The sequence below is a fragment of the Bacillus sp. HSf4 genome (assembly GCF_029537375.1).
In the GTDB taxonomy this organism is placed as follows: Bacteria; Bacillota; Bacilli; order Bacillales; family Bacillaceae; genus Bacillus; species Bacillus sonorensis_A.
Window position 1 is genome coordinate 2,433,961 of sequence record NZ_CP120679.1, and the last position, 25,122, is coordinate 2,459,082.

At 44.8% G+C, this 25,122-nt stretch carries 25 protein-coding genes and 1 riboswitch; of the genes, 2 read left to right on the plus strand and 23 right to left on the minus strand.

The window, feature by feature from the left end:
- Positions 1–136: 136 nt before the first annotated feature.
- The 15 genes from cmk to P3X63_RS12565 form a co-directional block, all read right to left on the minus strand.
- Positions 137–817: a (d)CMP kinase gene (gene cmk / locus P3X63_RS12495; RefSeq protein WP_077736573.1), complete on the minus strand. Its 681-nt coding sequence runs from the start codon at positions 815–817 to the stop codon at positions 137–139.
- A 79-nt stretch (positions 818–896) separates the two neighbouring features.
- The gene (locus tag P3X63_RS12500) at positions 897–1,073 is read right to left on the minus strand and encodes a YpfB family protein (RefSeq protein WP_163170561.1); all 177 of its coding nucleotides are present in this window, start codon (positions 1,071–1,073) and stop codon (positions 897–899) included.
- A 161-nt stretch (positions 1,074–1,234) separates the two neighbouring features.
- Positions 1,235–2,587, minus strand: a complete 1,353-nt coding sequence (ypeB, locus tag P3X63_RS12505) for a germination protein YpeB (protein WP_026587637.1) — start codon at positions 2,585–2,587, stop codon at positions 1,235–1,237.
- Between the two features lie 17 nt (positions 2,588–2,604).
- Positions 2,605–3,516, minus strand: coding sequence for a spore cortex-lytic enzyme (gene sleB, locus P3X63_RS12510; RefSeq protein ID WP_372709714.1), 912 nt, complete (start codon positions 3,514–3,516; stop codon positions 2,605–2,607).
- A 317-nt stretch (positions 3,517–3,833) separates the two neighbouring features.
- Positions 3,834–4,502, minus strand: a complete 669-nt coding sequence (gene prsW, locus P3X63_RS12515) for a glutamic-type intramembrane protease PrsW (protein ID WP_026587639.1) — start codon at positions 4,500–4,502, stop codon at positions 3,834–3,836.
- 77 nt (positions 4,503–4,579) lie between these two features.
- Positions 4,580–5,548: an asparaginase gene (locus P3X63_RS12520; protein WP_277690927.1), complete on the minus strand. Its 969-nt coding sequence runs from the start codon at positions 5,546–5,548 to the stop codon at positions 4,580–4,582.
- A 105-nt stretch (positions 5,549–5,653) separates the two neighbouring features.
- Positions 5,654–6,619 carry a YpdA family putative bacillithiol disulfide reductase gene (locus tag P3X63_RS12525; protein WP_026587641.1) on the minus strand — a complete coding sequence of 322 codons (966 nt, stop codon included), beginning with the start codon at positions 6,617–6,619 and terminating at the stop codon, positions 5,654–5,656.
- 87 nt (positions 6,620–6,706) lie between these two features.
- Complete coding sequence (locus P3X63_RS12530) at positions 6,707–7,981, minus strand: Glu/Leu/Phe/Val family dehydrogenase (RefSeq protein WP_026587642.1); 1,275 nt, start codon at positions 7,979–7,981, stop codon at positions 6,707–6,709.
- A 195-nt stretch (positions 7,982–8,176) separates the two neighbouring features.
- Positions 8,177–8,761, minus strand: coding sequence for a genetic competence negative regulator (locus P3X63_RS12535; RefSeq protein ID WP_026587643.1), 585 nt, complete (start codon positions 8,759–8,761; stop codon positions 8,177–8,179).
- 153 nt (positions 8,762–8,914) lie between these two features.
- Positions 8,915–9,685, minus strand: coding sequence for a metallophosphoesterase (locus P3X63_RS12540; RefSeq protein ID WP_026587644.1), 771 nt, complete (start codon positions 9,683–9,685; stop codon positions 8,915–8,917).
- Between the two features lie 87 nt (positions 9,686–9,772).
- Positions 9,773–10,162 carry a YpbF family protein gene (locus P3X63_RS12545; protein ID WP_077737215.1) on the minus strand — a complete coding sequence of 130 codons (390 nt, stop codon included), beginning with the start codon at positions 10,160–10,162 and terminating at the stop codon, positions 9,773–9,775.
- A 122-nt stretch (positions 10,163–10,284) separates the two neighbouring features.
- The gene (locus P3X63_RS12550; protein ID WP_026587646.1) at positions 10,285–11,043 is read right to left on the minus strand and encodes a LysM peptidoglycan-binding domain-containing protein; all 759 of its coding nucleotides are present in this window, start codon (positions 11,041–11,043) and stop codon (positions 10,285–10,287) included.
- Positions 10,979–11,629: a CPBP family intramembrane glutamic endopeptidase gene (locus tag P3X63_RS12555; protein ID WP_026587647.1), complete on the minus strand. Its 651-nt coding sequence runs from the start codon at positions 11,627–11,629 to the stop codon at positions 10,979–10,981. The genes P3X63_RS12550 and P3X63_RS12555 overlap by 65 nt, the downstream gene beginning before the upstream one ends.
- Positions 11,623–13,119, minus strand: coding sequence for a RecQ family ATP-dependent DNA helicase (locus P3X63_RS12560; protein WP_277690935.1), 1,497 nt, complete (start codon positions 13,117–13,119; stop codon positions 11,623–11,625). Before P3X63_RS12560 ends, P3X63_RS12555 begins: the two co-directional genes overlap by 7 nt.
- The gene (locus P3X63_RS12565; RefSeq protein ID WP_277690938.1) at positions 13,112–14,170 is read right to left on the minus strand and encodes a YpbB family protein; all 1,059 of its coding nucleotides are present in this window, start codon (positions 14,168–14,170) and stop codon (positions 13,112–13,114) included. Before P3X63_RS12565 ends, P3X63_RS12560 begins: the two co-directional genes overlap by 8 nt.
- Positions 14,171–14,435: 265 nt before the next feature.
- On the opposite strand from P3X63_RS12565, the gene P3X63_RS12570 reads away from it, so the two are divergent.
- Positions 14,436–14,684 (plus strand): ferredoxin, encoded by a 249-nt coding sequence (locus tag P3X63_RS12570; protein ID WP_003183064.1) that lies wholly within the window; start codon positions 14,436–14,438, stop codon positions 14,682–14,684.
- 80 nt (positions 14,685–14,764) lie between these two features.
- Here the strand turns inward: P3X63_RS12570 and P3X63_RS12575 are convergent, their stop codons facing one another.
- A complete protein-coding gene (locus tag P3X63_RS12575; protein WP_026587650.1) occupies positions 14,765–15,349 on the minus strand; it encodes an ECF transporter S component in 585 nt (194 codons plus the stop codon).
- A 157-nt stretch (positions 15,350–15,506) separates the two neighbouring features.
- A riboswitch (FMN riboswitch) is annotated at positions 15,507–15,641 on the minus strand.
- A 253-nt stretch (positions 15,642–15,894) separates the two neighbouring features.
- Between P3X63_RS12575 and serA the strand changes: the two genes are divergently transcribed.
- Positions 15,895–17,472: a phosphoglycerate dehydrogenase gene (gene serA / locus P3X63_RS12580; RefSeq protein ID WP_277690941.1), complete on the plus strand. Its 1,578-nt coding sequence runs from the start codon at positions 15,895–15,897 to the stop codon at positions 17,470–17,472.
- Between the two features lie 61 nt (positions 17,473–17,533).
- On the opposite strand, the gene P3X63_RS12585 is transcribed toward serA, so the two are convergent.
- The 7 genes from P3X63_RS12585 to P3X63_RS12615 all read right to left on the minus strand — a co-directional run bounded on the left by P3X63_RS12585 (position 17,534) and on the right by P3X63_RS12615 (position 25,120).
- Positions 17,534–18,358 (minus strand): M23 family metallopeptidase, encoded by an 825-nt coding sequence (locus P3X63_RS12585; RefSeq protein ID WP_277690943.1) that lies wholly within the window; start codon positions 18,356–18,358, stop codon positions 17,534–17,536.
- Between the two features lie 120 nt (positions 18,359–18,478).
- The gene (locus P3X63_RS12590; protein ID WP_277690945.1) at positions 18,479–19,603 is read right to left on the minus strand and encodes an RsiX protein; all 1,125 of its coding nucleotides are present in this window, start codon (positions 19,601–19,603) and stop codon (positions 18,479–18,481) included.
- Positions 19,539–20,123, minus strand: a complete 585-nt coding sequence (gene sigX, locus P3X63_RS12595; protein ID WP_026587654.1) for an RNA polymerase sigma factor SigX — start codon at positions 20,121–20,123, stop codon at positions 19,539–19,541. Before sigX ends, P3X63_RS12590 begins: the two co-directional genes overlap by 65 nt.
- A gap of 266 nt (positions 20,124–20,389) precedes the next feature.
- Positions 20,390–21,307, minus strand: coding sequence for an LCP family glycopolymer transferase (locus P3X63_RS12600; protein WP_026587655.1), 918 nt, complete (start codon positions 21,305–21,307; stop codon positions 20,390–20,392).
- 72 nt (positions 21,308–21,379) lie between these two features.
- Positions 21,380–22,216 (minus strand): polysaccharide deacetylase family protein, encoded by an 837-nt coding sequence (locus tag P3X63_RS12605; protein ID WP_026587656.1) that lies wholly within the window; start codon positions 22,214–22,216, stop codon positions 21,380–21,382.
- A 331-nt stretch (positions 22,217–22,547) separates the two neighbouring features.
- The gene (locus P3X63_RS12610; RefSeq protein WP_179115714.1) at positions 22,548–23,669 is read right to left on the minus strand and encodes a WD40 repeat domain-containing protein; all 1,122 of its coding nucleotides are present in this window, start codon (positions 23,667–23,669) and stop codon (positions 22,548–22,550) included.
- Complete coding sequence (locus tag P3X63_RS12615) at positions 23,669–25,120, minus strand: sensor histidine kinase (protein WP_277690949.1); 1,452 nt, start codon at positions 25,118–25,120, stop codon at positions 23,669–23,671. Before P3X63_RS12615 ends, P3X63_RS12610 begins: the two co-directional genes overlap by 1 nt.
- Positions 25,121–25,122: the final 2 nt, after the last annotated feature.

Here is a 25,122-nt window from a genome sequence, read left to right on the forward strand (position 1 = left end):
CGAATATGTATTCAAGAACCATTCAAAAATGGATATTTGAATGTTCTATAAAATGATTTATTATTACTAACTTCTAATAAAAGCCTGTGTTTGTCAAGTCAAAACATGTAGACAATAAGTAATTTGCCCGGAATTTTTATTTTTGAGCCTTTTTGTCTACAATTTGCAAAATTTTTTCAGCCACCTCATCAATGGACAATGATGTCGTATCGATTTCAAGCGCGTCTTCCGCTTTTCTTAAAGGGGAAATCTCACGCTCGGAATCCAGCTTGTCGCGGCGTCTGATTTCTTCTGCAAGCGTTTCATAGTTTACATTGTACCCTTTTTTGACGTTTTCTTCAAAGCGGCGTTTCGCCCGCTCTTCAACGGACGCCAAGAGAAAGATTTTCACTTCCGCATCCGGAAGCACATGTGTGCCGATGTCACGGCCGTCCATTACGACTCCGCCTTTTTCGGCAAGCTGCTTCTGCCTTTTTGTCATCTCTTCGCGAATGCCCCCGTGTTTGGCGACGATCGACACTTGATTGCTTACATCGTCCGTTCGGATGGCTTCCGTTACATCCTCGCCTGCGATATATACCTTCTGCTCCCCTTCTTTTGTAACCGAGAGATCGATGACGGCGCCTTTCAATAAAGCCGTCAGCGAGGCTTCATCTGTCAGATCGACGCCCTTTTCGAGCGCTAAATACGTGATGGCCCGGTACATAGCGCCCGTATCAATATAAACATAGCCCTTTTTTTTAGCCACGATTTTCGCCACTGTGCTTTTTCCGGCAGCGGCCGGGCCGTCGATTGCGATACATAATTTCTTTTCCATAATTCCTCTCCTTGCTCTCTGGTACTCCTTATAGGATTGTATCATGTTCTAGGTGAAAAAGGGGAGATTTTCATGTGATTTACGGTTTAAATGTCTCGATCCATTCGCCGATTTTCATTTTGTTGACACCTTCATACTGCACGACTTTTGACAGATAAGGCTCGGCTTTTGAAAAATGAAAAAGAAGCTGGACACATAATAAAATCAGGCCTTGCACGATGAGAATTTTCAGCAGTATACGCTCAATTGTCTTCATAATGATTCCTCCGTGGAGACGTCCGGAAAACACCGGATCGCGCCATTTTTCAGGAAACGGCAGATGAAGCCGCTTTCCATACCATCAGTATGGAAATGTTCGGGTTTAATTATTCCACATGCCAAAAAGGAAAAGGCAGATGAGCGCCTTTTCCTTTTTGTTTAAAGATCCTTGTAGATCGGTTCCGCACTTTTCATTTTTTCGATTTTCTCTTCGCTGCCGTCATCGGCGTTGATGAACATTCGGAAGGTGTCATTTTCGATCGTACCGAGTATTTCATAGCATAACACTTCCTGAGAAAGGTCGTTTGTAATCAGTGCGAGGCGCGTTTCCTGAACCTTCACATTCGGGTTGAGGTTCGCTTTCGCTTTTTCCGGCGTCAATTTAGGCTTCGGCAGATCTCTTTTTTTATGAGCCGTGAGAAAATCCTTGGCGTTAAAGCCGACGATTTCACCGTCATCAAGAGCGACTTTGATCCGGATGCTGTCCGGATAAAGCCATACATCATCCTGGACCGGGACGAATGAAAAGACGCCGACACCGTCATATTGCGAGCTTTCATCCATTTCCAGTTCGCCGACGTTATAGCCGTTCTTTTTCAAAAACTGAAGCGCCCGGTTTGATGCATCATTCAAACTGATTTTTTCGTCTTTGATCTGTTTATTTTGGATGAGATAAACCGGATATCCGCCTTTTTCTGTAATATCCATATAAATATCAGCTTTTTGGTCAGGGTCTTTCATGCTGATGCTGTAGACATCCCTGTTCGTTTTCTTCCCGCTTTTTGCCACTTTGATATTATGGTTTTTATCCGGGGCGAACTTTTGGGCAATTTTGCGCGCTTCTTTTTCGGTTATTTTTTCACCCTCTAAATGACCGTATCCCTGCTGCTCTTTTTTCATGCTCGTCTTTGTGCCCGCGCCAAAATCGCTTTCCGAAATGGCGCTTGCGCTTTTTTCCACCGTTTTAAAGCCGTTGATAATCGTGTTGTCGCTCTGCTTTTGCCCTGATGCCAGCGCAAGCTCGACGTCCATCCATCTTAAATTATTGTCAATGACCAAATGCTGGACATTGCGCAGCTCATTTTGTATATCCTTTGCATTTTCATAAAGCTTGTTTAAAGAGGCGTACTCCTTTTTGCTCAGCGGCTCTTTATCAAGGTCCCGCACCGCTGCTTTATAGCTGAAATCCCCGACGTTTGCCAAAAACTCTTCCGTTTTGTTAAAAGGCATTAACGTCAGCGGCAGCTGGCTGACATTGTTGTGCGCTTCAGACGTCGTTTTCCACACTTCCGCCAAAGCGGGAGACAGCGTTTTTTTGCTGTTCATGGCAAGCGTGCTGCCGATTTTATCATGGAGCTGGTCCACCTGATAGGTTAAATCGTGGAACGCCCGCTGATAATTGTTTTCTGCGTGCAGGAGCACCGCATCTTTTTCCTGATGTTCTTTATAGCCCCAATAGCTTGTTCCGACAATGGCGATTCCTAAAACGGCGATTAATATTCCTCTGATCAATTGATAACACCTCGCTTTTATTCACAGAAAATGTGTTTGCCGATTCTTTTGATTTGAGGTCTTCCCCATATCCATGAGCTTGTGGCCGTATCGGGATTAAAATAGTACAAAGCGTTTTCCGAAGGGTCCCATCCGTTGATGGCATCAAGCACGGCTTTTTTCGCCGTTTCATTCGGCGTCATATAAATTTGCCCGTCAGCCACAGCGGTAAATGCCAGCGGCTCAAAAATAACGCCGGCAACTGTATTTGGAAAAGTGGAGCTTTCAAGCCTGTTTAAGATGACAGCCGCAATCGCAACCTGGCCGTCATACGGCTCCCCGCGCGCTTCTCCGTAAACCGCCTGGGCCAAGAGGTTGATGTCATTGTTTGAAAAACCGCCCGGCATGTTGGCAGCCACGGCATCTTGTTTCTTAGGTGCAGCATCCTTCGGCTTAGCCTGCTTTTTCGGCTGTTGAGGAGCTGCCTGCTGCTGTTGCTGCGCGGTATCCTGCTTTGGAGCGCCCTTTTGGCGCTGTCTGGCTTCCGCCTTCTGTCTCGCCTGACGCTGCACCTCTTTCGAAGGCTTCGTCTGATACTTCAGCGGCATACCGCCGTAATGTGTGAATTGATTGCCTTTTCTTAGCTGTCTGTGAACATAGTCTTTGTAATATTTCGTATGATTGATCAAATATCGTTTCGTTTTCGGACCGACGAGACCGTCAGTCTCATTTAATCCAAACTGATGTTGAAAATTGCGGACGGCCCAGTATGTCGCCCATCCATAAACTCCGTCAATTTTGCCATTATAATAGCTGTTATATTGAAGTCTTGCCTGCAGTTCAATCACATCATCCCCCGTTGCCCCCCGCTGTATCACCTGATCAGAAAAGGCGGAGCTTTTTTGACTGAATGGAAGTGAAAGACTGATGGCCATAATGGTACAAAACATGACTCTTAAACAAAAAGAACCTTTCGACTTCATGTTTTAAGCCTCCTCCAGCATTTTTGTATCCATATCTTTTGTAGAGAGGCAGATTTTATACACGCTTTCCTTTCTGTTTCATCCGCGGCAAAAAAATGGCAGGAACGCGATTTCAGCCAATAAAAAAAGCCGCCTCATTGGCGGCTGTCGAATTTTTGTCGTCCTTTCGCGGACTTTCAGCGGTGTGAGGACGCGGCTGTTCAGGAAGGACGTCCTGAGCCATCAGCCGCCGTTTCTCAGCACACCTGTCAACAAATATCAGCACTGAACCGGTTGACGAACGGCTAGAACTGCAGCGGCTGTTCTCCGGCATTGACTGAGCGGGCTTTTTTTGCTTTCCGCAAACCGAACCACCAGAGAAAAGCCATAAACGGCAGTATAAAATAAATCCAGTTGTTCAAGGCAAGAAGAATATAGTCATAAAGGCCGTGCAAAACGGCCGGGATCAGGAGCGAGAGCAAAAGCCATTTCCTCATCGTTTTCCGGGTTGAAAAACGGGCTTTGCCGATATAAAAACCCATGATCACGCCGAATAAGGCATGGCTTGAGACAGGGAGCAAAGCGCGCATGAATGCGTGCTCCACCCCGTTTCCGATGAGGTATAAAATATTTTCCAGCGTGGCAAACCCCAATGAAAGGCTTGTCCCGTAAACGATTCCGTCATAATGTTCATCAAAGTCGGCATGCTGAAAAATGCTGATCATCAGCAAAAACCACTTTAAAAATTCCTCTAAAAATCCGGAAGATAAAAACGAAATCAGAAAGCTGCCCTCGGAAATGTGTTCTTTTTCCAAAACATACTGTATAAACATTGTCGGAAAAACGAGCAAAACCCCCAGTATAAAGAGGCGGATCACCATATGAATGGGCTCTGATTCATATTTTTCCTTTAAGTAAAAATACATTAACAATGCGATTCCGGGAGCTATGCCTGCGGAGATAATTCCGAACATGAGGAAACCTCTTTCCTTTTCATCTGATTCTATCCTATCATGATTCGGAAGGTTTTGAAATTGAAAAAGACGCTCCGTTAGTAGCAGAACTTTTCCTTTATGCCGCTCTCATAGCTGGCAAGCAGAACCGCCAATTTCATCCTCGCTTTTTTGCTGTCGTAATCTTTGCCTAATATGACGCCTTTCTTTACCAAATCATAGCAGCTGCCGGCATAGTCATAAGTGGTATAAACTTCGCCTTCCTCAGCGCTTGTCGTGATGACGATATATACACCCCTTTTTAGCGCATCCTCAATATCCGCCATCATCTTCGGGGTCACCTGTCCCCTTCCGACCCCCTCCAGCACGATGCCGCTAGCGCCTTCATTTACAGCAGCGCGGACAAATTTTCCGTCTGCATCGAGATAGCATTTGATAATATCCACTTCCGGGAGAGGCTTTTTCAGTTGATGAACGTCCCGTCTTAATGGTTTTTGATAAACATACACTTTATCATTGTCAATGATCCCCAGATAGCCAAAGCCAAAAACGTCAAAGCCCTGCAGATTGGAGGCATGGACTTTTTTGACATAGCGCGCATTAAATATTCTTTCGTTAAATACAACAACCGTGCCGGCTCCCATGAGCTCCTTGCTGCATGCCGTATAGACGGCGTGCCTGATGTTTGAATAGGCGTCACTTCCCTGCTGCTCGGGAGCGCGCTGCGAGCCTGTGACAACGACAGGCCGGTCATCCTGGATTGTTAAATCTAAAAAATACGCCGATTCTTCAAGCGAGTCTGTCCCGTGCGTGACAACGGCTCCGTTATAAGTCGGGTCCTGAAAAGCCTGTTCGACCGCGTGTTTAAGCTCCAAAAGATGCCGAAAGGTGATATGCATGCTTGGAAGCTGAAATACCGGGAACACATCAATCTCAACATCTTCAGGAAGGTTGCAGATTTTGGCCAGCTCCGTCCCGCTGATAGCTCCCGCAGCAAGTCTTCCGCTTTCGGTTTTTCTGCTTGCGATCGTTCCGCCTGTTGTGATGAGAGCTACTTTGTTTTTCATCTCGTGCCGCCCCTTTTCGTCATGATCTGTGTGCCGATAAAAAAGAGCACATCTATGTATAGAATGTGCTCTTCTTTCCGCATTACACATCATGAAGCGGGAAATTTAGATCCGTTTGGCGATTTCAGCGGCGATTAAACCGCCGTGAAAGCGGCCGTTTTCAATGAAAATTTCATTGGCATTGTTGCCCGCTGCGATCACACCCGCTATAAAAATGCCATCCTCATTCGTTTCCATTGTGTCTTCATTGAAAAACGGACGGCCTGTTTCAGCATCGATCTGAACGCCCATTTTTTGCAGGAAGCTGTGGTCGGGATGATAGCCAGTCATCGCGAATACGAAATCGTTTTTGATGCTCTCCTCCTGCCCGTCAACCGTAAAAATCAGCCGGTCCTCCGTAATTTCTTTGACGACCGCACGGAACTCCATCCGGATTTTTCCGTGTTTGACAAGGGAGACAAATTCCGGAAGAATCCACGGTTTGATGCTTGAAGAATACTCTTTTCCCCTGTATAAAACCGTAACCCTCGCGCCTGCTTTCACAAGCTCCATCGCAGCGTCAACACTCGAATTTTTCCCGCCGATGACCGCTACATCTTTATCAAAATATGGATGGGCTTCTTTGAAATAATGAAAAACCTTCGGAAGATCCTCACCCGGTACATTCATATAGTTCGGATTGTCGTAGTACCCGGTCGCAATGATGCAAAAAGAGGCCAAATAAGTGTCTTTGGACGTTTCTACTTTAAACTGGTTCTTTTCGGTTTTCGTTACGGAATGAACCTTTTCAAAAGCGTTAATTCTCAATTTTTTCCGTTTCGCGACTTCTCTGTAATAAGACAGCGCCTGGTTTCTGACCGGCTTGTGATTCTCGGTGATAAATGCCACATCGCCAATCTCCAGCTTTTCGCTCGAACTGAAAAAGGTCTGGTGTGTAGGATATTGATAAATACTGTTTACAACATTTCCCTTTTCAATGATGAGAGCGTCCACCCCGATCTCTTGCATGTGGATGGCTGCAGAAAGCCCGCAGGGGCCGCCGCCGATAATGATCACTTTTTCTTCTTTCATGTTCCGTTCATCTCCTGTCATATCCGAAAAACAAAAAATCTCCTATTTTAGGATAGGAGATTTTTTGACTTGTTGCAAATGCTATGCTTAAATCCAGCCTCTGAACCTGGATGCTTCCGCCATCTTGCGGACGCCCACCATGTAGGCGGCCAGCCGCATGTCGATTCTGCGGTTGTGGGACATTTCATAAATATTATTAAATGACTTCACCATCATTTTTTCCAATCTTTCTTCCACTTCTTCTTCCGTCCAGTAGAAGCCCTGATTGTTCTGCACCCATTCAAAGTAGGAAACCGTCACACCGCCCGCGCTTGCCAGCACATCAGGCACAAGCAAAATATCGCGGTCGGAAAGGATTTTCGTCGCTTCAAGCGTTGTCGGCCCATTGGCGGCTTCTACAACGATTTTCGCTTTGATGTTGTGCGCATTTTCCGCCGTAATTTGATTTTCAATCGCTGCCGGCACTAAAATGTCGCACTCCAGTTCAAGCAGCTCCTGATTTGTAATCGTGTCATTGAACAGCTTTGTGACGGTTCCAAAGCTGTCACGGCGGTCAAGGAGATAATCGATGTCAAGTCCGTCCGGATCGTACAGACCGCCGTATGCATCGGAAATTCCGACGACTTTCGCCCCTGCATCATACATGAATTTCGCCAGGTAGCTTCCCGCATTTCCGAACCCCTGCACGACGACAGCAGCCCCTTCTATTTCGATGTCCTTTTTCTTCGCCGCTTCTTTAATGCAGATTGTAACCCCTTTTGCTGTCGCAGATTCTCTGCCGTGAGAACCACCTAAAACGAGCGGTTTTCCGGTAATGAAACCCGGAGAGTTGAATTCATCGATTCTTGAATATTCGTCCATCATCCATGCCATGATTTGAGAATTAGTAAATACATCGGGAGCCGGTACGTCTTTTGTCGGTCCGACAATTTGGCTGATCGCCCGAACATAGCCTCTGCTTAGACGTTCCAGTTCAGGAAAGGACATATCCCGCGGATCACAAATGATCCCGCCCTTTCCGCCTCCATATGGAAGGTCGATGATGCCGCATTTCAGACTCATCCATATAGAAAGCGCTTTAACTTCATTTTCTGTAACTCCCGGATGGAAACGGATGCCGCCTTTTGTCGGCCCTACTGCATCATTGTGCTGAGCGCGGTATCCCGTAAAAATTTTAACAGACCCATCATCCATGCGAACCGGAATTTTCACCGTTAAAAAACGAATCGGTTCTTTTAATAATTCATACACTTCTTCCGGATACCCTAATTTTTCAAGCGCCTTATGTATCACCGTTTGCGTTGATTTCAAAACGTCGAGTGTATTTTCTTCAGTATGACCGGTGTTTTGATCGGCTACCATTTTCAGTTAACCTCCTAAAGTCTTTCTGGCATGTTGTCCTTTCAGAGAATAGTATACACCCTCGCACTAATGATGCAAAGAACAATCAACCATTTTTCGTGAAAATATTCGAGAAAAATCTTATTTGTTATATTCTTATTTTCGGCAGAAAAAAACTGCTGTTTAACACAGCAGAAAAACTTTTGTAAATGCGGTCTATTTAAAGTATGTCTGAATGGTCTGGACGGCGTTGTTTTCCATGATTTTATTCCCGTATTCCTGAAGCCTGTAAATGGTTAAAGTTGTCGGGCTTCCATATTCGGCAAGGATTGAGATCACGCCGTCGACGGAACGGGAGTCGAAATCGTCGAGGCTCAGGAAGTATCTGTTTTCATAGTGATACACCGTGCCGCCTTGGATTCCGATCCGGTCGAGGTTTTTAGACAGCTCGATCAGATGCTCAAACGTTTGGAATTCATATATAATGTCAACACTTTCGCCAAGCTTGACCTGCATTTCGATATAATCCTCATCATACTCATTATCATCTTCATCTGTTTCTTGATTTTTGGTGACAATGATGACCATTCCTTGTGCCTGAAGAGAATACACTTCCACAGCAATTGGGCCATTCGCTTCAAACCCGAGCTCTGTATTCGCTTCGTTCATCATGTCTTTAAACAGCTGCTGAACTTTAAATGAGTCCTTCCAAAGGTCTTCTTTCGTCAGCCCCCGGTCTGTCAGATCATCAAGTGTCAGAAAAATCTTGATCTTATTGTAATTTAGACGCTCAAGCCGCATAACGTTCCCTCCTGCCTCTTCTTGCACACATCATATATCTTATTATATGGAGATGATGAGTCATAGGTTCTTAATTTTGATACCAGTTTACACTGTGTTTGGGTGGAAGACAAGCACTACGCCGTCTTTTCGTCCGTTTTCACTGAAAAATGCTTATTTATGTTTTGGTACGAGCTTGATGAGATGGGTTTCAGGTCGCGCCCCGAGCCTTAACGGAAGCTTAGTCGTCCCATAGCCGTTGCTGATCAGATAATATGCTTTGTGAACGGTTCCCGTTCCCCCTTTTTCATAAAAGCCCAGCCTGCCGATGCGAATTTGCCCGCCGTGTGTATGTCCGCTGAATACGGCGTCAATTCCGTCGGTCTCCTGTATTTGATGATGAATCGCCGGATTATGTGATAATAAAAGGGTCGGAGCCTCCTTTTGGATGCGGCGCACCGCCTCCTGATAATCATCCAATTCAAGCCTGATATCGTCGACTCCGCAAATATTGATGACTTCACCGTCATGATCGTATAAAACCGATTCATTGCGCAAGGCCGTGACACCATACTTCTCAAAAATAGCGGACAGCCTCTCCTGATCGACTTCATAATCATTGTTTCCCCACACAAAATACGTTTTTCCAAGGCTTGAAAGCCTTTTGATATTGTCTTCAATCGCCTGAAATGAAACGCCCTCTTCCGCCAGGTCGCCGCCGATGAACACGAGCTTAACCTTCTGCTCTTTCACTTTTTCAATGATTTCACTGCTGACGGTTCGTCTGTGAATGTCCGAAATAAAAAAGATGTTCAGCGGCTTTTTAAGTCCCCCGATCGGAAACAGACAAGAGACGATCCTCTCTTCTTTGGCGATGGCCGACATTTTCCAAATAAACGCGATGCCGCAAATCAACGCAACCATTAAGATGAGTATACAGATCATACCGATTCTCCATTCATTTTGGCTTTTTCTATAAGACGCTCTGATAAAAAAAGACGTTTCTCTTCTTAAGAAAACGTCTTCTTTCTTTTATTTGCTTTCGAAATAAAGGTTGATGTCATACTCTTGTTTCATGATCTTAAATACCGTTTCCCTTGATTTCCACATGTCAGGCTGAGGCCATAAATCCGTGCTTTTCTGAATAATCTCGCATCTCAGCTTATGGAATTCCCCCTCCGCTTTATCTTCCTTCTTTTTGAAATAATAAGCGGTGCTGTAGGCGAAAGCGGCCGACATGATCCAAAACAGGTAAATCGAATCATTGAGCACCTCGGATAAAAAACCGTTTTGCCCCAGTCCTTTCGCAGCAAGAAACAAACAAAACGAAGCGGCGCAAATCAGGGCGGCTGCCTGCCATCTGATTGTCTGCTTTCGGTAGTTTTCATACTTTCGCTTCCTTTTAATCAAACCGCGGAGCATTTGTATTGTAGGTTCGTCGGTAAAACGATCCAGTTGATCAAGCGCGCTTCCCACAGATCCTCACACCTTGTCCTATTTGTTAGTACAATGTATATGAAGATGCCGCGGGGATCATGCCATGGTTAATAAAAAGGGATATCCAGCACCTGTCCCACATAGACATCGTTGCCGGATAATCCGTTGTAGTTGCGAATGATTGCTTCTCCTGACCGATCCTTATAATATTTCATGGAAATTCTGAAGAGGTTTTCTTTTTCAGCGACCGTATGCTGAATCACCTTTTTCGGCTTTGGTTCGGGGGATTTTTGCGCCGGCTCTGATCTAGCTGTGTTTTTCTCTGCTGCCGCCCGCTTTTCCGAAGTTTTGGCTGTTTCTTTTTCTTCAGGTTCAGGCGCAGCCTTTTTTTCGGCCGGCTTTTGTTCAGCTTTTTGCTTTGGCTTCTCTTGCTTTTCGGCTTTTTCACTTTCCTTCGGTTTTTCTTCTTGGGAGGCAGCTGCAGCGGACTGGGCGTCTGCTTTTTGATCAGCCGACTGGCCGCTGTCTTGTTTTTCATTGAGCATCCCTGTCTCCCCCGATTTCTCATAAAACACATCATCATACTGGCCGGGCTCAGGATCGGAACCGTTTTGGTTCAGCATATACATGAACACAAGAAAAACGATGATCGGGATGAAAAAAAACATGACAGCAAGCGATGTAAATAAAGGATTTCTGTTTTTATTCTTTTTCCGGCTGTGTTTCTTTTTTTCACGATAGGACTGCCTGGATGGGAGCTCATCAGAGATCTCCGGCTCCGCCGGAGGCTCCCAGCTGAAGTCAGCCCGGGCTTTCTCCTGCTCCTGTTTCTTCCTTTTCCTCTCTATCCTGGACATCTCCGCCATGTGAACTCCTCCTTACATGTAGAAAACGAATCTGGCACGCAAATACAACATCAATCAAAAAATGCGCCGTGACAGGTACGAATAAGTTATCTGTCTGTTGAAAGCTCAGTCCGAGCAAAAAGCTGATCGAAACAACCATGACAAAAAGCAGCCATTTTTTCAGATAGCGAAAATGCAATATCGCAAAAATGATGCTTGCAGTCCAAATGCCGAAATGAGTCTGGATGACGCCCCTGAACAATATTTCCTCGGTAAACGCGATAAACAGCGTCAGGATCAGAATATGCGGATATGACCGGTTTCGAAAAAGCTTCTCATTAATCCCTTCATCGTCATACATATGCCGGGGAACCCATTTCATCACTGCCAGATCCGCCAGGATCACGAAAAACGCTAATGGAATCCCAAAAGTCAGGATGTTTAGGTCGAACAATTGCCAAAGCGAGAAAAAATCGCCGGCATCGGCAAATAAAAAGACGCCAAAAAGCATGGCCAACACCAGCATCAAAATTTGCGAAAAATAGAGCTGCTTCAACATTTCCCCGTCTGAAAGCCGCCTGATGATGTCGCTCTGTTTTTTCAGCATAACCGATCACGGCTGGCTGCGAATATCCTATCCAATTCCACATTCCAGGCTGTTAATGTATTCATCAATGGACGATCTCCTTTAATTTCATATGCTGCAAGGTCCAATCCGCAATATGTACAACAGGCTGAATCACCCGTTTTTTGCGGCTTTCGTTTTTCATTAAAATAAGCCAGCAGGTTTTCGCGGAAGCATTCTTCGTTTTCGGTGATCGCTGCGAAACCCGCCATCTTTTCTAATTTCAGCTGTTTGCGCCTGTCCATTTCCCGGTGGATCAGCTTACGGCCGTCATCGCCTAAATGGCGAACCTTAACGTAAAGGTGTGCGAAATGGCGGGCTTGCGTTTCTGTCAATCCCGATTGTTCGAGGATTTCTCTCAAACTACGTTCATCCTGCCGGTTGGCAAGCTTTTCATATAAAAAGCCGATCTCGCTTTGGCTGAGAGATTCGGTTTCAATCAGCTGTTCTTGAATGCCTTCATCTCCCGGGGCTTTCAAGAGGATGCTGATGCTCTCTTTCCCGTCGCGGCCCGCACGTCCGATTTCCTGCATAAAAGCTTCCGCGGTCTGCGGGAGGCTGAAATGGATCACGTATCTGACATCCGGCTTGTCAACCCCCATTCCAAAGGCGTTTGTACAGCAGACGGCATCAAGCTGATTGCGGATGAATTGCTGCTGGATGAGCATTCTGTCTACCGGATCCATGCCGCCGTGATAATGTCCCATCCTGAGCCCTGTCTCTTCAGCCAGCCTGTCAGCGAGCTCCTCAGCCCATTTTCTCGTGGGACAATAGATAAGGCCCGGCCCTTCCAATTTACGCACCAGTTCAACAAGCCTTTCCGCCTTCTCGGCTGCATCGTGCAACTTTTCAATATGGAGGGCGATATTCGGCCTGTCCACAGAATGGATGATAAATTGGGCTTTTGTCGTCTTGAGCATCCTGGAGATATCCTTTAATGTTTCCTCAGTAGCCGTCGCTGTAAGCGCCAGAGTGACCGGGTGGCCCAGCCGCGTTTTAATGTCGCCAAGCTTCGAGTAGTCGGGCCTGAAATCGTGTCCCCATTGCGAAATACAGTGGGCTTCATCTACGACAAAAAGGCTGATATTCATGGCTTCAAGCCGGCTCATCATCTGCTCGGACTGGAGTGCTTCAGGTGAAATATAAAGGAATTTCAGGCGGTGAAGCTGTCTTAAGATGTAGTCTTTTTCCTGATAGGTCAAGGCGCTGTTATAAGCGGCCGTCCTTTTTTCGCCGCGCATCTTCAGCTGCTGCACCTGATCTTCCATTAATGAAAGCAGCGGGGAAACGATCAGCACCATTCCATCCGCCAAAAACCCGGGGAGCTGGTAGCACAGCGATTTCCCTCCTCCAGTGGGAAGCATCGCTACCGTATCCCGCCCTTGCAGAACGCTTTTGATGATCGTTTCCTGTCCCTTTTTGAACGAGCTGTAGCCGAAATGGCGGCGAAGGGCCTGATGCAGCTTATCCATGGCGGCTCACCGTTTTCGACAGAGCCAGACGGATTTTAAAATAGCTGAATCGGCCCCCAAGACCTTCTTTAATATGTCTGATTTTATTCGTTTGATTGGTTTGTGCATAATCGGCAATGATTTTCTGCTCCTCTTTTGAGACATAGCTTTCAATGGAAAAAGCCGGGTCATGAATAGCGATTTCCACGATATGATCCTCGATCGTCGCCTTTTTCAGCTTCCGGATTTCCGCAATCCGATCGATGGATTTGCCTTCTTTCACGAGAAACAGCGTTTTTCTCGTCGATTGTGTCAGCGTATCTTTCAATGGGATGTCTTGAATCAGCGATTGCAGAGCAGGACTTTCACCATTTTGGGCGGATTGAATAAAATAGTGCAGCACATCCCAAAACAGCGCATATATGTACCATTCATCACGATGCATCTTTTCCGCAAGCTGTTTAACAGTAAAGCCGGCCTTTTGAGCCGATGTCAAAGAATGCACAAAAACGGAAGCCTGTTCGTGATGGTTCAATGCCTGAAGCCTTTCTTCCAGTTCCTTGTGAAGGCGTGCGGCCGTTTCCTCGGAATTGCGGTTTTTCAAATAGCGCTTGACCCAGTTTTGAATCTGGTAATCTTTTGTGATCGGCAAATAAATGCGCACACCGTGAAGCCTGTTTGACAGCACCTGGATTAATAGAGACATCCTCGCCCACATGATTTTGGCGGCCGCATGATAATATGCCCCGTGAAAGTGCGGCGGCCATGGATTGATGCTGAAGCAGCTGGCGAGTTCATCCGCGCCGCTCTCAGTGACAGTATAAGTGTCAGTTCCCGTTTTGTCGGCAATCAACGATTCCCGGTTCAATTTTTGAACACTTTCGTTTAACCGGTCTCTCGAAAGGGATGGACAAAATCCGAAATATTTTGAGACGGCAAACAAACCGGCGTCTTGTATCGTCTGTGACGATCTTTTCCCTTTTAATAAATGAAACACGGCGCTTTTCGACCGCTCTCCTTTCATAGACGAAAGGATGTCGAGGACAATGGCGTCAAAAAAATGAACCGACATAGCATCACCTGCATTCTTTTAGGACAGCATTCGAGATTTTTCTTCTTTTATTTTAACAGATTTTGCGGAGAAATCGATGTTTAAACTCATTTAAAAGGGGTATGTTAGCAGTAGAACCCTTATGTGATAAGCATTCTCAGTATTTTTGAGTTGAAATGTCAGATTAACACCATTACAATAAGGAATGGGAATAGGTTTCATATCGGATAGATAGAGGGTTAAACCATTTGTTCCACCGAAGAACAATCTGGGAGGTTTTTTATTCATGCCAAAATATACAATTGTAGACAAAGATACGTGCATCGCATGCGGTGCTTGCGGTGCAGCGGCTCCTGATATTTACGACTATGATGATGAAGGAATCGCATTTGTCACGCTTGATGATAATCAAGGTGTCGTCGAAGTTCCTGATGTCCTGGAAGAAGATATGATGGACGCGTTCGAAGGCTGCCCTACTGACTCAATTAAAGTAGCGGATGAGCCGTTTGAAGGCGACCCGCTTAAACACGAATAGAGCAAACAAATATCCGGCGCTCCTTCCGCCGGATATTTTTAAAGCAAAGCCCGGCGTTTCCCGCGCCGGGCTTCTTTAAATTATAATTGTTTGGCCATGCGCACATTTTCTTTCAGCCACGGCTTCAGCTGAAGGAAAATCGCGGTGGACACTAAAGCCACTGCAAGGCCCTTGATGATATTAAAAGGCAAAATGCCTGCCAGTATCGTTGTCTTCAGCGCGCCTGCCGATAAAGCCGGAGCGTTTAAGAACCATGTGTAGGCAGGGAGAAACAAGACATAATTTAAGATGCTCATGGAAAGTGCCATCAAAATTGTCCCTGCAAAAAGAGCTGTCACAAATCCTTTGGCGGAATTTGTTTTTTTCAGCAGCAAAGCGGCCGGCATGATAAACAAGACTCCGGCGACAAAGTTTGCCGTCTGGTCGATCGGTACACCTGATGCACTTCCCGCAATAAAGTAATTCAGCACATTTTTCACCGCCTCAACGGCAATTCCCGCCCCGGGACCATACAATATAACAGCGATTAATGCAGGGATGTCGCTGAAGTCGATCTTTAAATATGGAAATGCGCCTAAAATCGGAAAGCTCAGCATCATTAAAATAAATGCAATGCTGCTCAGCATACTGATGGAGACGAGACGTCTCACCCTGGTGTGTTTCATTTTTTGTCACTCTCTCCTTTTCGATCACATCTCACGAAAAGAGGAATGGTTCTTCCCCCGCCTAAACACAAAAAACCCGCTTTTTAACGAAAGCGGGGCGGTTTTAAGACAGGTCGAATAAACGTTTGAAAGCATTTCATTTCAAAACGCGCGGAACCTCCATCTTCTCCCATCCAGACTATACTGTCGGCTTCGGAATCGCACCGAATCCTGCCTTAAAAAGGCTCGCGGGCTTAGAGCGTTTAAACTCATCACCGCCGGTAGGGAATTTCACCCTGCCCCGAAGATTGATCTGTATTTTTTAATTTTGATATTATTATAAATTAATTGTGAAGAAATGTACAGATCGATGCTCATAGGACCAGCAGTTTTCGGCGCAACGCGAGCCGTATGAAGAAAGCGCTATCTCTTATTTGTGCAAAAACCGCACATTCACAGTATTTTCATTTTTAATTTTCGTCTTTTGCCGAAAACTCATTGACACCTTTTATGGAATATGGTAAATTATCAGATATTTATGACGTCTATTTAGGAGGAAATCTTACATGTTTCGAGTATTGGTCTCAGATAAAATGTCAAGCGACGGCCTTAAACCATTAATGGAAGCAGATTTTATTGAAATTGTTGAAAAAAACGTCACTGAAGCGGAAGAAGAGCTGCATACGTTTGACGCTCTGCTGGTCAGAAGCGCCACGAAAGTAACGGAAGAACTGTTTAGCAAGATGACCTCATTGAAGATCGTCGCCAGAGCAGGAGTAGGCGTAGACAACATCGATATTGACGAGGCGACAAAACACGGCGTCATCGTCGTCAATGCGCCAAACGGAAACACGATTTCAACCGCTGAGCATACTTTCGCTATGTTTTCAGCGCTGATGAGGCATATTCCGCAGGCGAATATCTCTGTTAAGTCCCGGGAGTGGAACCGTTCCGCCTATGTCGGTTCTGAGCTTTACGGCAAAACGCTGGGCATCGTCGGAATGGGGCGCATCGGAAGTGAGATTGCGAGCCGCGCCAAAGCATTCGGAATGACGGTTCATGTATTTGATCCATTCTTGACACAGGAAAGAGCAAGCAAGCTCGGCGTTAATGCGAACAGCTTTGAGGAAGTCCTGGCTTGTGCGGATATCATTACCGTCCACACCCCGCTGACGAAAGAAACGAAGGGGCTTTTGAATAAGGAAACCATCGCCAAGACGAAAAAAGGCGTGCGTCTTGTCAACTGTGCACGGGGCGGTATCATTGATGAAGCGGCCCTTCTTGACGCGCTTGAAAGCGGACATGTCGCAGGGGCGGCTCTCGACGTCTTTGAAATCGAACCTCCTGTTGATTCAAAACTGATCGATCACCCGCTTGTCATCGCGACTCCGCATTTGGGAGCTTCCACAAAAGAAGCGCAGCTGAATGTAGCCGCACAAGTGTCGGAAGAAGTGCTCCAGTACGCACAAGGAAATCCGGTGATGTCCGCGATCAACCTTCCGGCCATGACAAAGGATTCCTTCCAAAAAATCCAGCCTTATCATCAGTTTGCCAATACGATCGGAAGCCTCGTTTCCCAGTGCATGAACGAACCGGTTCAAGATGTGGCCATCGATTATGAAGGCTCCATCGCAAAGCTTGAAACATCGTTTATTACGAAAAGCCTTTTGGCCGGATTCCTGAAGCCCCGCGTAGCGGCTACAGTCAATGAAGTCAACGCCGGAACCGTTGCAAAAGAACGCGGCATCAGCTTCAGCGAAAAGATTTCTTCCAATGAATCAGGATATGAAAATTGCATATCTGTTAAAGTGACAGGCGATGTCACAACATTTACGTTAAGAGCAACATATATTCCTCATTTCGGCGGACGCATTGTCGCATTGAACGGCTTTGGCATCGACTTTTCTCCAGCCGGACATCTCGTCTACATTCACCATCACGATAAACCTGGGGTGATCGGTCATGTAGGTGCGATTCTCGGAGATCACGACGTCAATATCGCAACGATGCAGGTCGGACGAAAAGAAAAAGGCGGCGAAGCGATCATGATGCTTTCATTTGACCGTCATCTGGAAAACGAGATTTTAGATGAGCTGAAAAACATCGCAGGCATCGTCTCTGTTAAGGTGATCGACCTTCCGTAAACAGAGAGCGGAACTCAGGAAAGTGTCTTTCCCGAGTTCCGCTTTTTTTATGTCGTTCTTTTCAGGAGCTTTCCATAATTTTAAGCGGCTGCCGGGGATAGATCTCATCCCCTTTCAAATCGTTCCACTCCTGAATCCTCCTGACGGTTACACCCATTTTATCAGCAATCTGACCAAGCGTGTCTCCCTTTTGGACGATGTAAGTGCTTTGACCAGCATGACGGCCGTGCTCGCGAAGAAGCAATTTCTGCCCAATGTAGAGATGCGAATCGGCCAGGCCGTTGATTTCCATTAGCTTCTCGACAGATATCCCGTTTTCTTTGCTGATCCGCCACAACGTATCTCCTTTTTGCACGGGGACGGCCCAACCTTTCTCAGCATCCCCTTGCTGAACATGAACAGCATTTTGCTGAAACGCCTGTTCATGGTAAACCGCCAGCGGATTAATCGCATTTTTCTTATTTTTCGTCCATGAACCATGGTGCATTTCAAAGTGGAGGTGGGTTCCGGTCGATATGCCGGTATTGCCGATGATGCCGATTTCTTCACCTTTTGCAACGCGGTCATTCTTCTTTTTCAGACGTTTGCTTAAATGGGCATATACGGTTTCATACCCATTATCATGTTTGATAAAAATCACTTGGCCGTAAGAATCGGATCTGTACGATTTGCTGATCGTTCCATCTGCCGCTGCCAAAACGCTTTCTCCTTCAGGAGCAGCGATGTCCAGTCCTTTATGCTTGCCGCCTCTTGTACCAAATCGGTCGGTGATCTCGCCTTTTATCGGCTCGATCCATTCCGCTGCTTCGGCTGCCGGCGGGTTTAAGGCAAAACCTGATATCCATATTGCTGCTAACAGGAAGTGTAGATGTCTAAGCTGTTTCAAGTGGTCTAGGCCTCCTATTACATGCATCTTTCGGTAAAAATTTCTCTTTTTGGCGACAGCTTAGTATAATTCCAAATCCATTCTTTTTATACATCAAAAAAAGACCCATACGGGGTCTTTTCAGTTTTCTATCGTCATCGGATTCGGCGCATATGGAACCTGTACAGATTTTGACAAGTCATAGCTTCCGATCCTGTCGATTTTCGCATTTTCAAATCTGACTTGATTAAATCCAAAGTCCTTTGCTGTCAGGAGCAGACCTTCCACCATTAAGATGTCATCGGTTTGATTTTGAATGTCTGCAGCGGATGAGAATTGGATGACAAGCTCTTTTCCTTTTTCCTGAACATCTTGAATGAGCTTATCTCCGGTTATAATCGATTTTAAATGAGAGCCGCTTTCCGCTGTTTGCATCATTTTGACCGCTTCTTCTATACTTTGATACGATTCTTGTGACGGTGCGAGAAATCGCTTGCCGTCAGAACTTTCATATAAAAAATAGCCTCTTTGCCCCTGATGTGTGATCGCAATGTCTGCCTCCATTCCAAAAGAATCGTATTCAGCGCCAGACTCGCCTCCGTTGGATGACAAAAACAATACAGAGTCATAGGACCCCCATTTAAAGGTTTGATTGATGGTTTCCCTCAACAGATTGAAATCCTCTTCAGAAAGCCCGGGGATCTTTTCATTGACTTGGATCGTCACTTTTTTGCTCTTTTTCTCTTCGCTGAATGTCACCTGATCAAGATAGGAAGTGTTGAATGATGTAAACTGGTCGACATCCAGCCGAGTGTAGGCATCCAATGCATCTTCCATATCATTGATGGCGACGTTTTTACGAAGGCTGATCGGCACAACGACAGACTTGGAATCATCAACAAATGCAAAGGTGATATAGTTGTCTTTTTGCTCGCGCGGGACGACAAAGGTGCTTGAAACTGCTGTGTCCGCGGTATCGGCCATCTCCTTTTTGCCGCTTTGGGGCTGCACCACAGAGGGCATATTCGCGTCAGAACCGTTTTGGGATCTGATTTGGTCGATTAATTGAGGAGACATCAGCATCAGAAGAAAGAGAACTAAAACCGTCGCAGCAACTGCGCCCGCCCGCTTTTTAGGCAATTTATGTTTCGGCTGTGCCAAAACCAACTTTTGATAGATCTGATTTGCCGAACGGTTATCCTTAACCGTTGGAAGTTGGCTTAGTAACGCCTTTAGCCGTTCTTCGTTCCATTCTGACTTCTTCATCCTTTTGATCCTCCTTCAAAAGCTCCATCTGTTTACGAAGCACTTTCAGACCGCGGTGCTGAGTCGTTTTCACCTTGCTTTCAGAAAAGTTTAAGGCTTTCGCCGTTTCTGAAATCGAATAGCCTTGAATGAACCGCAAAACAATGACAGATCTCTGGTCCAGCGTACATTTATCCAGCGCCGCAAAAATTTCTTTCAGATTTTCGCTCTGCATCACGATGTCTTCAGGCAGAGGCTTTCGGTCTTTTACCTCTTGTTTATCCCAGTCAAACGTCCCCAAAATCCGCTGGCGGATCGTCTGCTGCTTTCTGAACCAGTCGATTGCGACGTGACGGGCAATCGAAAGAAGCCAGGTTTTTTCGCTGCTTCTGCCTTCAAATGTCTCATATGAGTTCAAAACGCGGATATATACTTCCTGCACCAAGTCTTCCGCCTGATTTTTGTCTTTTACCATATAAAATAAGAATTGAAATAAATCCTGATGGTATTGATCATATATTTTCTGAAAGGTTTCTTCCACCGGAAACCCCTCCGTTCAATTTATTGTCGTTTGTCAATCGAAAAAAGTTACATTACAACTATTACAACTATATTACGGTTATATGAAATATGGAAGGGGATTTTGATAAAGTTAAGGTTAATTTTAACTAAACTAAAGCATAAAAGCACCCGTTCTAAATGAACAGGTGCCAAGCTTATAAGGAACCCTCGTTTTCACTAAGTGCGCTTTCGTTCTCCATATCGGCAAGTTGGCGGATTCTTTGACATGGACTGATTTCTATCCGTTTATGACTTTAAATCCAATTGTCGGCGTAGCTTTTTTGAGACCCCCTTTCTCTTTTCGTCAGTCACCAGGTGGTACCATAAGCCGTCAACTTTTTTATCTTCACCTTCAATTTCTATTTGTTTAATATCCTGACCAGCTTCTTTATAAGAGCTTTGAATATCGATCATGTTGTCAAGTGTTAAGTTCGTTTTGACGTTTTTTTCTAATGCCGTTAAAATCTCTTGATAGTTTGCTAATGATTTTAATTGTGCACCTTCATGAATAATTTGGTTGATAATCTCACGCTGACGCTCTTGACGTCCAAAATCACCGCGGGGATCGTCTTTTCTCATCCGGGCATATGTAAGAGCGGTCTGACCATCAAGATGTTGTTTCCCTTTTGCTAGATGCACCCCTTCAAGGGTAAAATCAATATGATTATTCACCGTAACTCCGCCAACCGCATCTACAATATCTTTAAACCCTTCCATATTTACTTTGATATAATAATTGATGGGAATGTTCAAAAATTGTTCCACAGTTTGAATAGTCCCTTCAATTCCGCCATAGGTGTACGCCGAATTCATTTTGGAAAAGGTATTCTTAGATTTTATAAATACCCTCGTATCACGCGGAATACTTGTCATTGTCGTTTTTTTTGTCTTCGGATTAACAGTGACCACAATCATCGAATCCGGACGGCCTTTATCACCGGGGCGCTCGTCTATCCCCAATAAAAGAATGGATATCGGATCGTGTGAAGCAGCTGCATTCTCCTTCTCGGATTCACGATGAAGAGGTTCGTACATATGACTGATTGATTTTGCCACGTTACGGTAAATGCCGTAAGACACCAAACCGCCACTAGATATCAATAGAACTAGAACCAGCAATATTATATTTTTCATTTTTAATTTTCTTTTTCTCATTTTCACTATCCCTTCCTTGTCGATGCCTGCTCATATTGCTTCCGCAGTCGAAACCGTTATCGTTCTCTGATTATTGTTGATTTATGAATTCCATCTAAAATGAACCGGCTTTATCGAATCGTGAATGGCTTTCATTTCATACCCGTTTTCTTGTAAGTATTTCAATAATTTTTCCAAATGCGCTTCAGTCGTCGGTTTTTCATGCATTAATACGACAAGCGGCTCAACTCCGGTCAGGTTATTGACTTGCTGAATCGCATTATTGACGAATTGACCATTTGTATTTGCAGACTTCCAGTCCTCTGAATCAACCGTCCAATCCCAAATGTTAAAATGCTCACGCCTAATGACTGCCTGAAATGGACCCGTAATATAAGGCTTTGATCCATATGGCGATCTGATCAAATGTGTGTTGACGTTGGCTGTTTCTTTGATCGTTTTAAGCGTATCGTTCATTTCTGCCGCAAAGCTTTCAGGAGATTGATAGATTTTCGATACTTGATGGGTCACTCCGTGTGACCCAACGGAGTGGCCGTTCTCCACCATTTTCCTCACGATTTCCGGATTTTGTTCGATATTAGGTTTTAACATAAAAAACGTCGCTTTTGCATGATATTGACTGAGCAAACTTAGAATTTTTTCTGAAGCAGCCGGGTTTGGCCCGTCATCAAATGTCAAATAGACGACCTTTCCGATTTCCGGCGGTGTTTGTTTACTTTCCTTTTTCTCTGCTGTATGTTTGCTCCTTTCCGCCACCTGCTCTGAAGCGGCGGCACTTCCTTTTATTGACTTCTGCTTTGAACCTGCAAGTGCATTCCAAGACATGCATAACAAAGTCACACCCAGGACAGTCAGCATACCCAACACTATTTTTCCTAGCCTGTTCAATTTATGAACTTTTCTTGGTGAATTCGACACTTTTTCCAACTCCTTGACTGTAGATATGATCACTAGGTTTCTTGTAAACTCGTCACATACAAATGACAATTTTTTAGTTTTGCTGATTAAAAACAAAGTTTGCTAAGAAGGATGCTCTTTTAATATAAGGGGAAGATATCGCAGAAGTTCGACCAACTTGTAAACAAAATGTCACAAAAAGAAAGAAAACATCATTTTTCGGGGATAGAAAACAGGGACTTATTACTCTGTTTGACATGATGTGATCGTAATCAACAGGAGAACATCACGAGGTAAGAAAAAAACCTTATTTCGGTATGAACTGAAATAAGGTTTTTTAGAGAACAATCGGTTATTTAAATGTGATGATATAAGCTTGATCATCAAAAAATCGCGCTGAAGCACTTTCCGTAGAAGAATACTGGTTTTGCGCATTCACGAGCAGGCTGTTGCCATCGGGACTCCAATATATTTCTGACGGTATGGTGCCGTGGTATACCGGTTCTTCATACAGGATATTTTTTCCTTGAAGCTTACCTGCATAAATACTGTCTTTATCATTCAAAAAGTAAGCGATTTTCTTTCGGTCATTTGAAAATGTGAACGCGGCTACTTTTTCGAGCAGAGCAGAAAGCTCGCCGTTTCGGCGATCGTATTCGTACAGGGTTTCCCCGGTACCGAGGAATACAAATTGATCATTGTTTAACCAAACAGGCTCGCCAAGGCTGTTTTGACGCTTGTCCTGAATATCGATGCGATTGCCGTTAACGGTTCCCATCATGATGCTTTCTTTCTTCCCCATCTGTAACACGGTAAGCAGCAAGCCGCGTCCATTATCAGAGATGTGAACTCCCGTAAGCGAATCTTTCTCGGCAAAACCCTTCAATAAATACGTTTTGTGCGTTTTGGAATCTGTATCGAAAACATGAAGGCTAGTCTGACCATCTTGCCCGGCATCTATGACTAGATAACAAACGTATTTGCTGTTATTTGACCATGAAACATCTTGGACATAAACCTCACTGCTTGAGGCGAAACTTGCGATTTCCGTTTTTTTCCCGTTTACCAACGAGATCAGATTCATTGACGCCTTATTTGATGACACGGTTACCCCGGCGATACTCTTTCCGTCCGGAGACACCTTTAGGTTGGACGTATTGCTTTCAATCCCTTGCAGATTTTCAGCTTTTTCATAAGGGGAGGATAGACGCTGAAGACGGTGTTTTGCACGTTCAGATGTCTCATCTCCCTTGAAAAACCCAACGACGGAGTCCGATGAAGACCATCCAAGCAACTGATCTGCTCTTGGAAGGCGATATATTGTTTTTACTTGAAAGGGGCGGTTCTTCTGAACATTCTCTTCCTTGCTTGGTATAATAATGGTTTCCGAGCGTTTTCCCACATTATAACTGGACACGATAATAACGAGAAACAACAGCACCCCTGCCCATATGATAAATGGTTTGTTCTTCATTATTTCTCAACCTTTGCGTAAGCTAATTCAACCTGAATCGTTGTATCGTTTTCCTTGTAGAACATCTCAATAGTTCCTCCGTGTTCATCAACAATTGTTTTCACAATGCTTAATCCCAAACCTACACTTCCCTCTTCCGTGATCTTTTGGTTGACCGAATAAAAGGGCTGAAACATTTTAGAGTGTTGGTTATGTTCAAATGGAGCACTCGGATTCTTGAACGTAAAAAGAACTTTTTCTCCAACGATCCCGGCTTTAATGATGATTTCCGAATGGGATAAGCTGTATTTGATCGCATTGTCCAGCAAATTGATAAAAAGCTGGCGCAGCCTATTCACCTGACCGTGAACGTATAGATCTTCTTCAATGCCACAGGTGATCGTTTTCTTATACCGTTCCGCCCGAAACTTCATCGATTCGCAAACATCTTTTAAAATGTCCCCTGCGTCGATTCTGGCAAACTGATCATCCTTGGACACTTCCCGGGATACTTCAAGAAGCTTGATCACCAAATTGTGCAGGCGCCGGCTTTCTTCAACAATGTGGTTCATTCCTTTATCAAAAAATACCCGATCCGCTTCCCCTTTTGCTTTTATGATCTCGGCATATCCTTGGATGGAAGTCAAAGGTGTTTTCAGCTCATGCGTCATATTGTCAAAAAAGCGTTTCTCTTGCTCGTTCAGTTCCTTTAAGCGATCCCGATCCCTTTCAATGGTTGAAATCTGTTCTCTAATCCTGTTGATCATATCATTGAAATTGACGGCAAGCTGGCCAATCTCATCTTTTCTCTGAAAGTGGATATCCACATCCAACTTGCCCTTTTTGACTTGTGATGAAGCCTCTGTCAGCTTCACGAGCGGAATCGTGATATGTCTGGAGAGGATATAGGAGAAAAGAAACGCCGCCACAAATATGGCAAGGGCGATGTAAAAAACGATATCGAGAATCTCTCCGCTTTGCTTATAGAGCAGGTCAAAATCTTTCGAAAAACGCAATATGCCTACTTTTGTTCCGTCAATGACAACTGGATATGAGAAAAATACCTCCGCTTTATTTCGATCATAGGTGATATGATAGGCGGTCTTTCCTTTGATAGCCTGTTTAAGATCATCATCACTTCCTTCGGAAAACACCTTTTTGTCGGAAGAAGACAGCAAAGTGCCATCCACGGTATAAACACCGACATTGCTTCCTGTAGAGTGATTTAAATTATCCACCATTTCATCGGCCATATCGCCAAAATAAAGTTCATTGTTTTTATAATGATTGATTAAAAATGCTTGGTTTACATACACGGTACTGTTTTTTTTCAATTCGACCAAATCCGATGTCACAATGTTTTCATTACTCGACCAAATGACGTTCTTGACCGTATGATTGAGCACAAGGAAGGAGAGAGAAAAAATCAGAAAAAAGCCCACAATAAACTTGCCCTTGATGGTGCGTAACACGC

Coding starts and splice junctions, on each gene's coding strand:
- cmk (WP_077736573.1), bottom strand. CDS start 817: ATGGAAAAGAAATTATGTATCGCAATCGACGGCCCGGCCGCTGCCGGA.
- P3X63_RS12500 (WP_163170561.1), bottom strand. CDS start 1,073: ATGAAGACAATTGAGCGTATACTGCTGAAAATTCTCATCGTGCAAGGC.
- sleB (WP_372709714.1), bottom strand. CDS start 3,516: ATGTTTTGTACCATTATGGCCATCAGTCTTTCACTTCCATTCAGTCAA.
- prsW (WP_026587639.1), bottom strand. CDS start 4,502: ATGTTCGGAATTATCTCCGCAGGCATAGCTCCCGGAATCGCATTGTTA.
- P3X63_RS12520 (WP_277690927.1), bottom strand. CDS start 5,548: ATGAAAAACAAAGTAGCTCTCATCACAACAGGCGGAACGATCGCAAGC.
- P3X63_RS12525 (WP_026587641.1), bottom strand. CDS start 6,619: ATGAAAGAAGAAAAAGTGATCATTATCGGCGGCGGCCCCTGCGGGCTT.
- P3X63_RS12530 (WP_026587642.1), bottom strand. CDS start 7,981: ATGGTAGCCGATCAAAACACCGGTCATACTGAAGAAAATACACTCGAC.
- P3X63_RS12535 (WP_026587643.1), bottom strand. CDS start 8,761: ATGCGGCTTGAGCGTCTAAATTACAATAAGATCAAGATTTTTCTGACA.
- P3X63_RS12540 (WP_026587644.1), bottom strand. CDS start 9,685: ATGATCTGTATACTCATCTTAATGGTTGCGTTGATTTGCGGCATCGCG.
- P3X63_RS12545 (WP_077737215.1), bottom strand. CDS start 10,162: ATGCTCCGCGGTTTGATTAAAAGGAAGCGAAAGTATGAAAACTACCGA.
- P3X63_RS12550 (WP_026587646.1), bottom strand. CDS start 11,043: ATGGCGGAGATGTCCAGGATAGAGAGGAAAAGGAAGAAACAGGAGCAG.
- P3X63_RS12555 (WP_026587647.1), bottom strand. CDS start 11,629: ATGCTGAAAAAACAGAGCGACATCATCAGGCGGCTTTCAGACGGGGAA.
- P3X63_RS12560 (WP_277690935.1), bottom strand. CDS start 13,119: ATGGATAAGCTGCATCAGGCCCTTCGCCGCCATTTCGGCTACAGCTCG.
- P3X63_RS12565 (WP_277690938.1), bottom strand. CDS start 14,170: ATGTCGGTTCATTTTTTTGACGCCATTGTCCTCGACATCCTTTCGTCT.
- P3X63_RS12570 (WP_003183064.1), top strand. CDS start 14,436: ATGCCAAAATATACAATTGTAGACAAAGATACGTGCATCGCATGCGGT.
- P3X63_RS12575 (WP_026587650.1), bottom strand. CDS start 15,349: ATGAAACACACCAGGGTGAGACGTCTCGTCTCCATCAGTATGCTGAGC.
- serA (WP_277690941.1), top strand. CDS start 15,895: ATGTTTCGAGTATTGGTCTCAGATAAAATGTCAAGCGACGGCCTTAAA.
- P3X63_RS12590 (WP_277690945.1), bottom strand. CDS start 19,603: ATGAAGAAGTCAGAATGGAACGAAGAACGGCTAAAGGCGTTACTAAGC.
- P3X63_RS12610 (WP_179115714.1), bottom strand. CDS start 23,669: ATGAAGAACAAACCATTTATCATATGGGCAGGGGTGCTGTTGTTTCTC.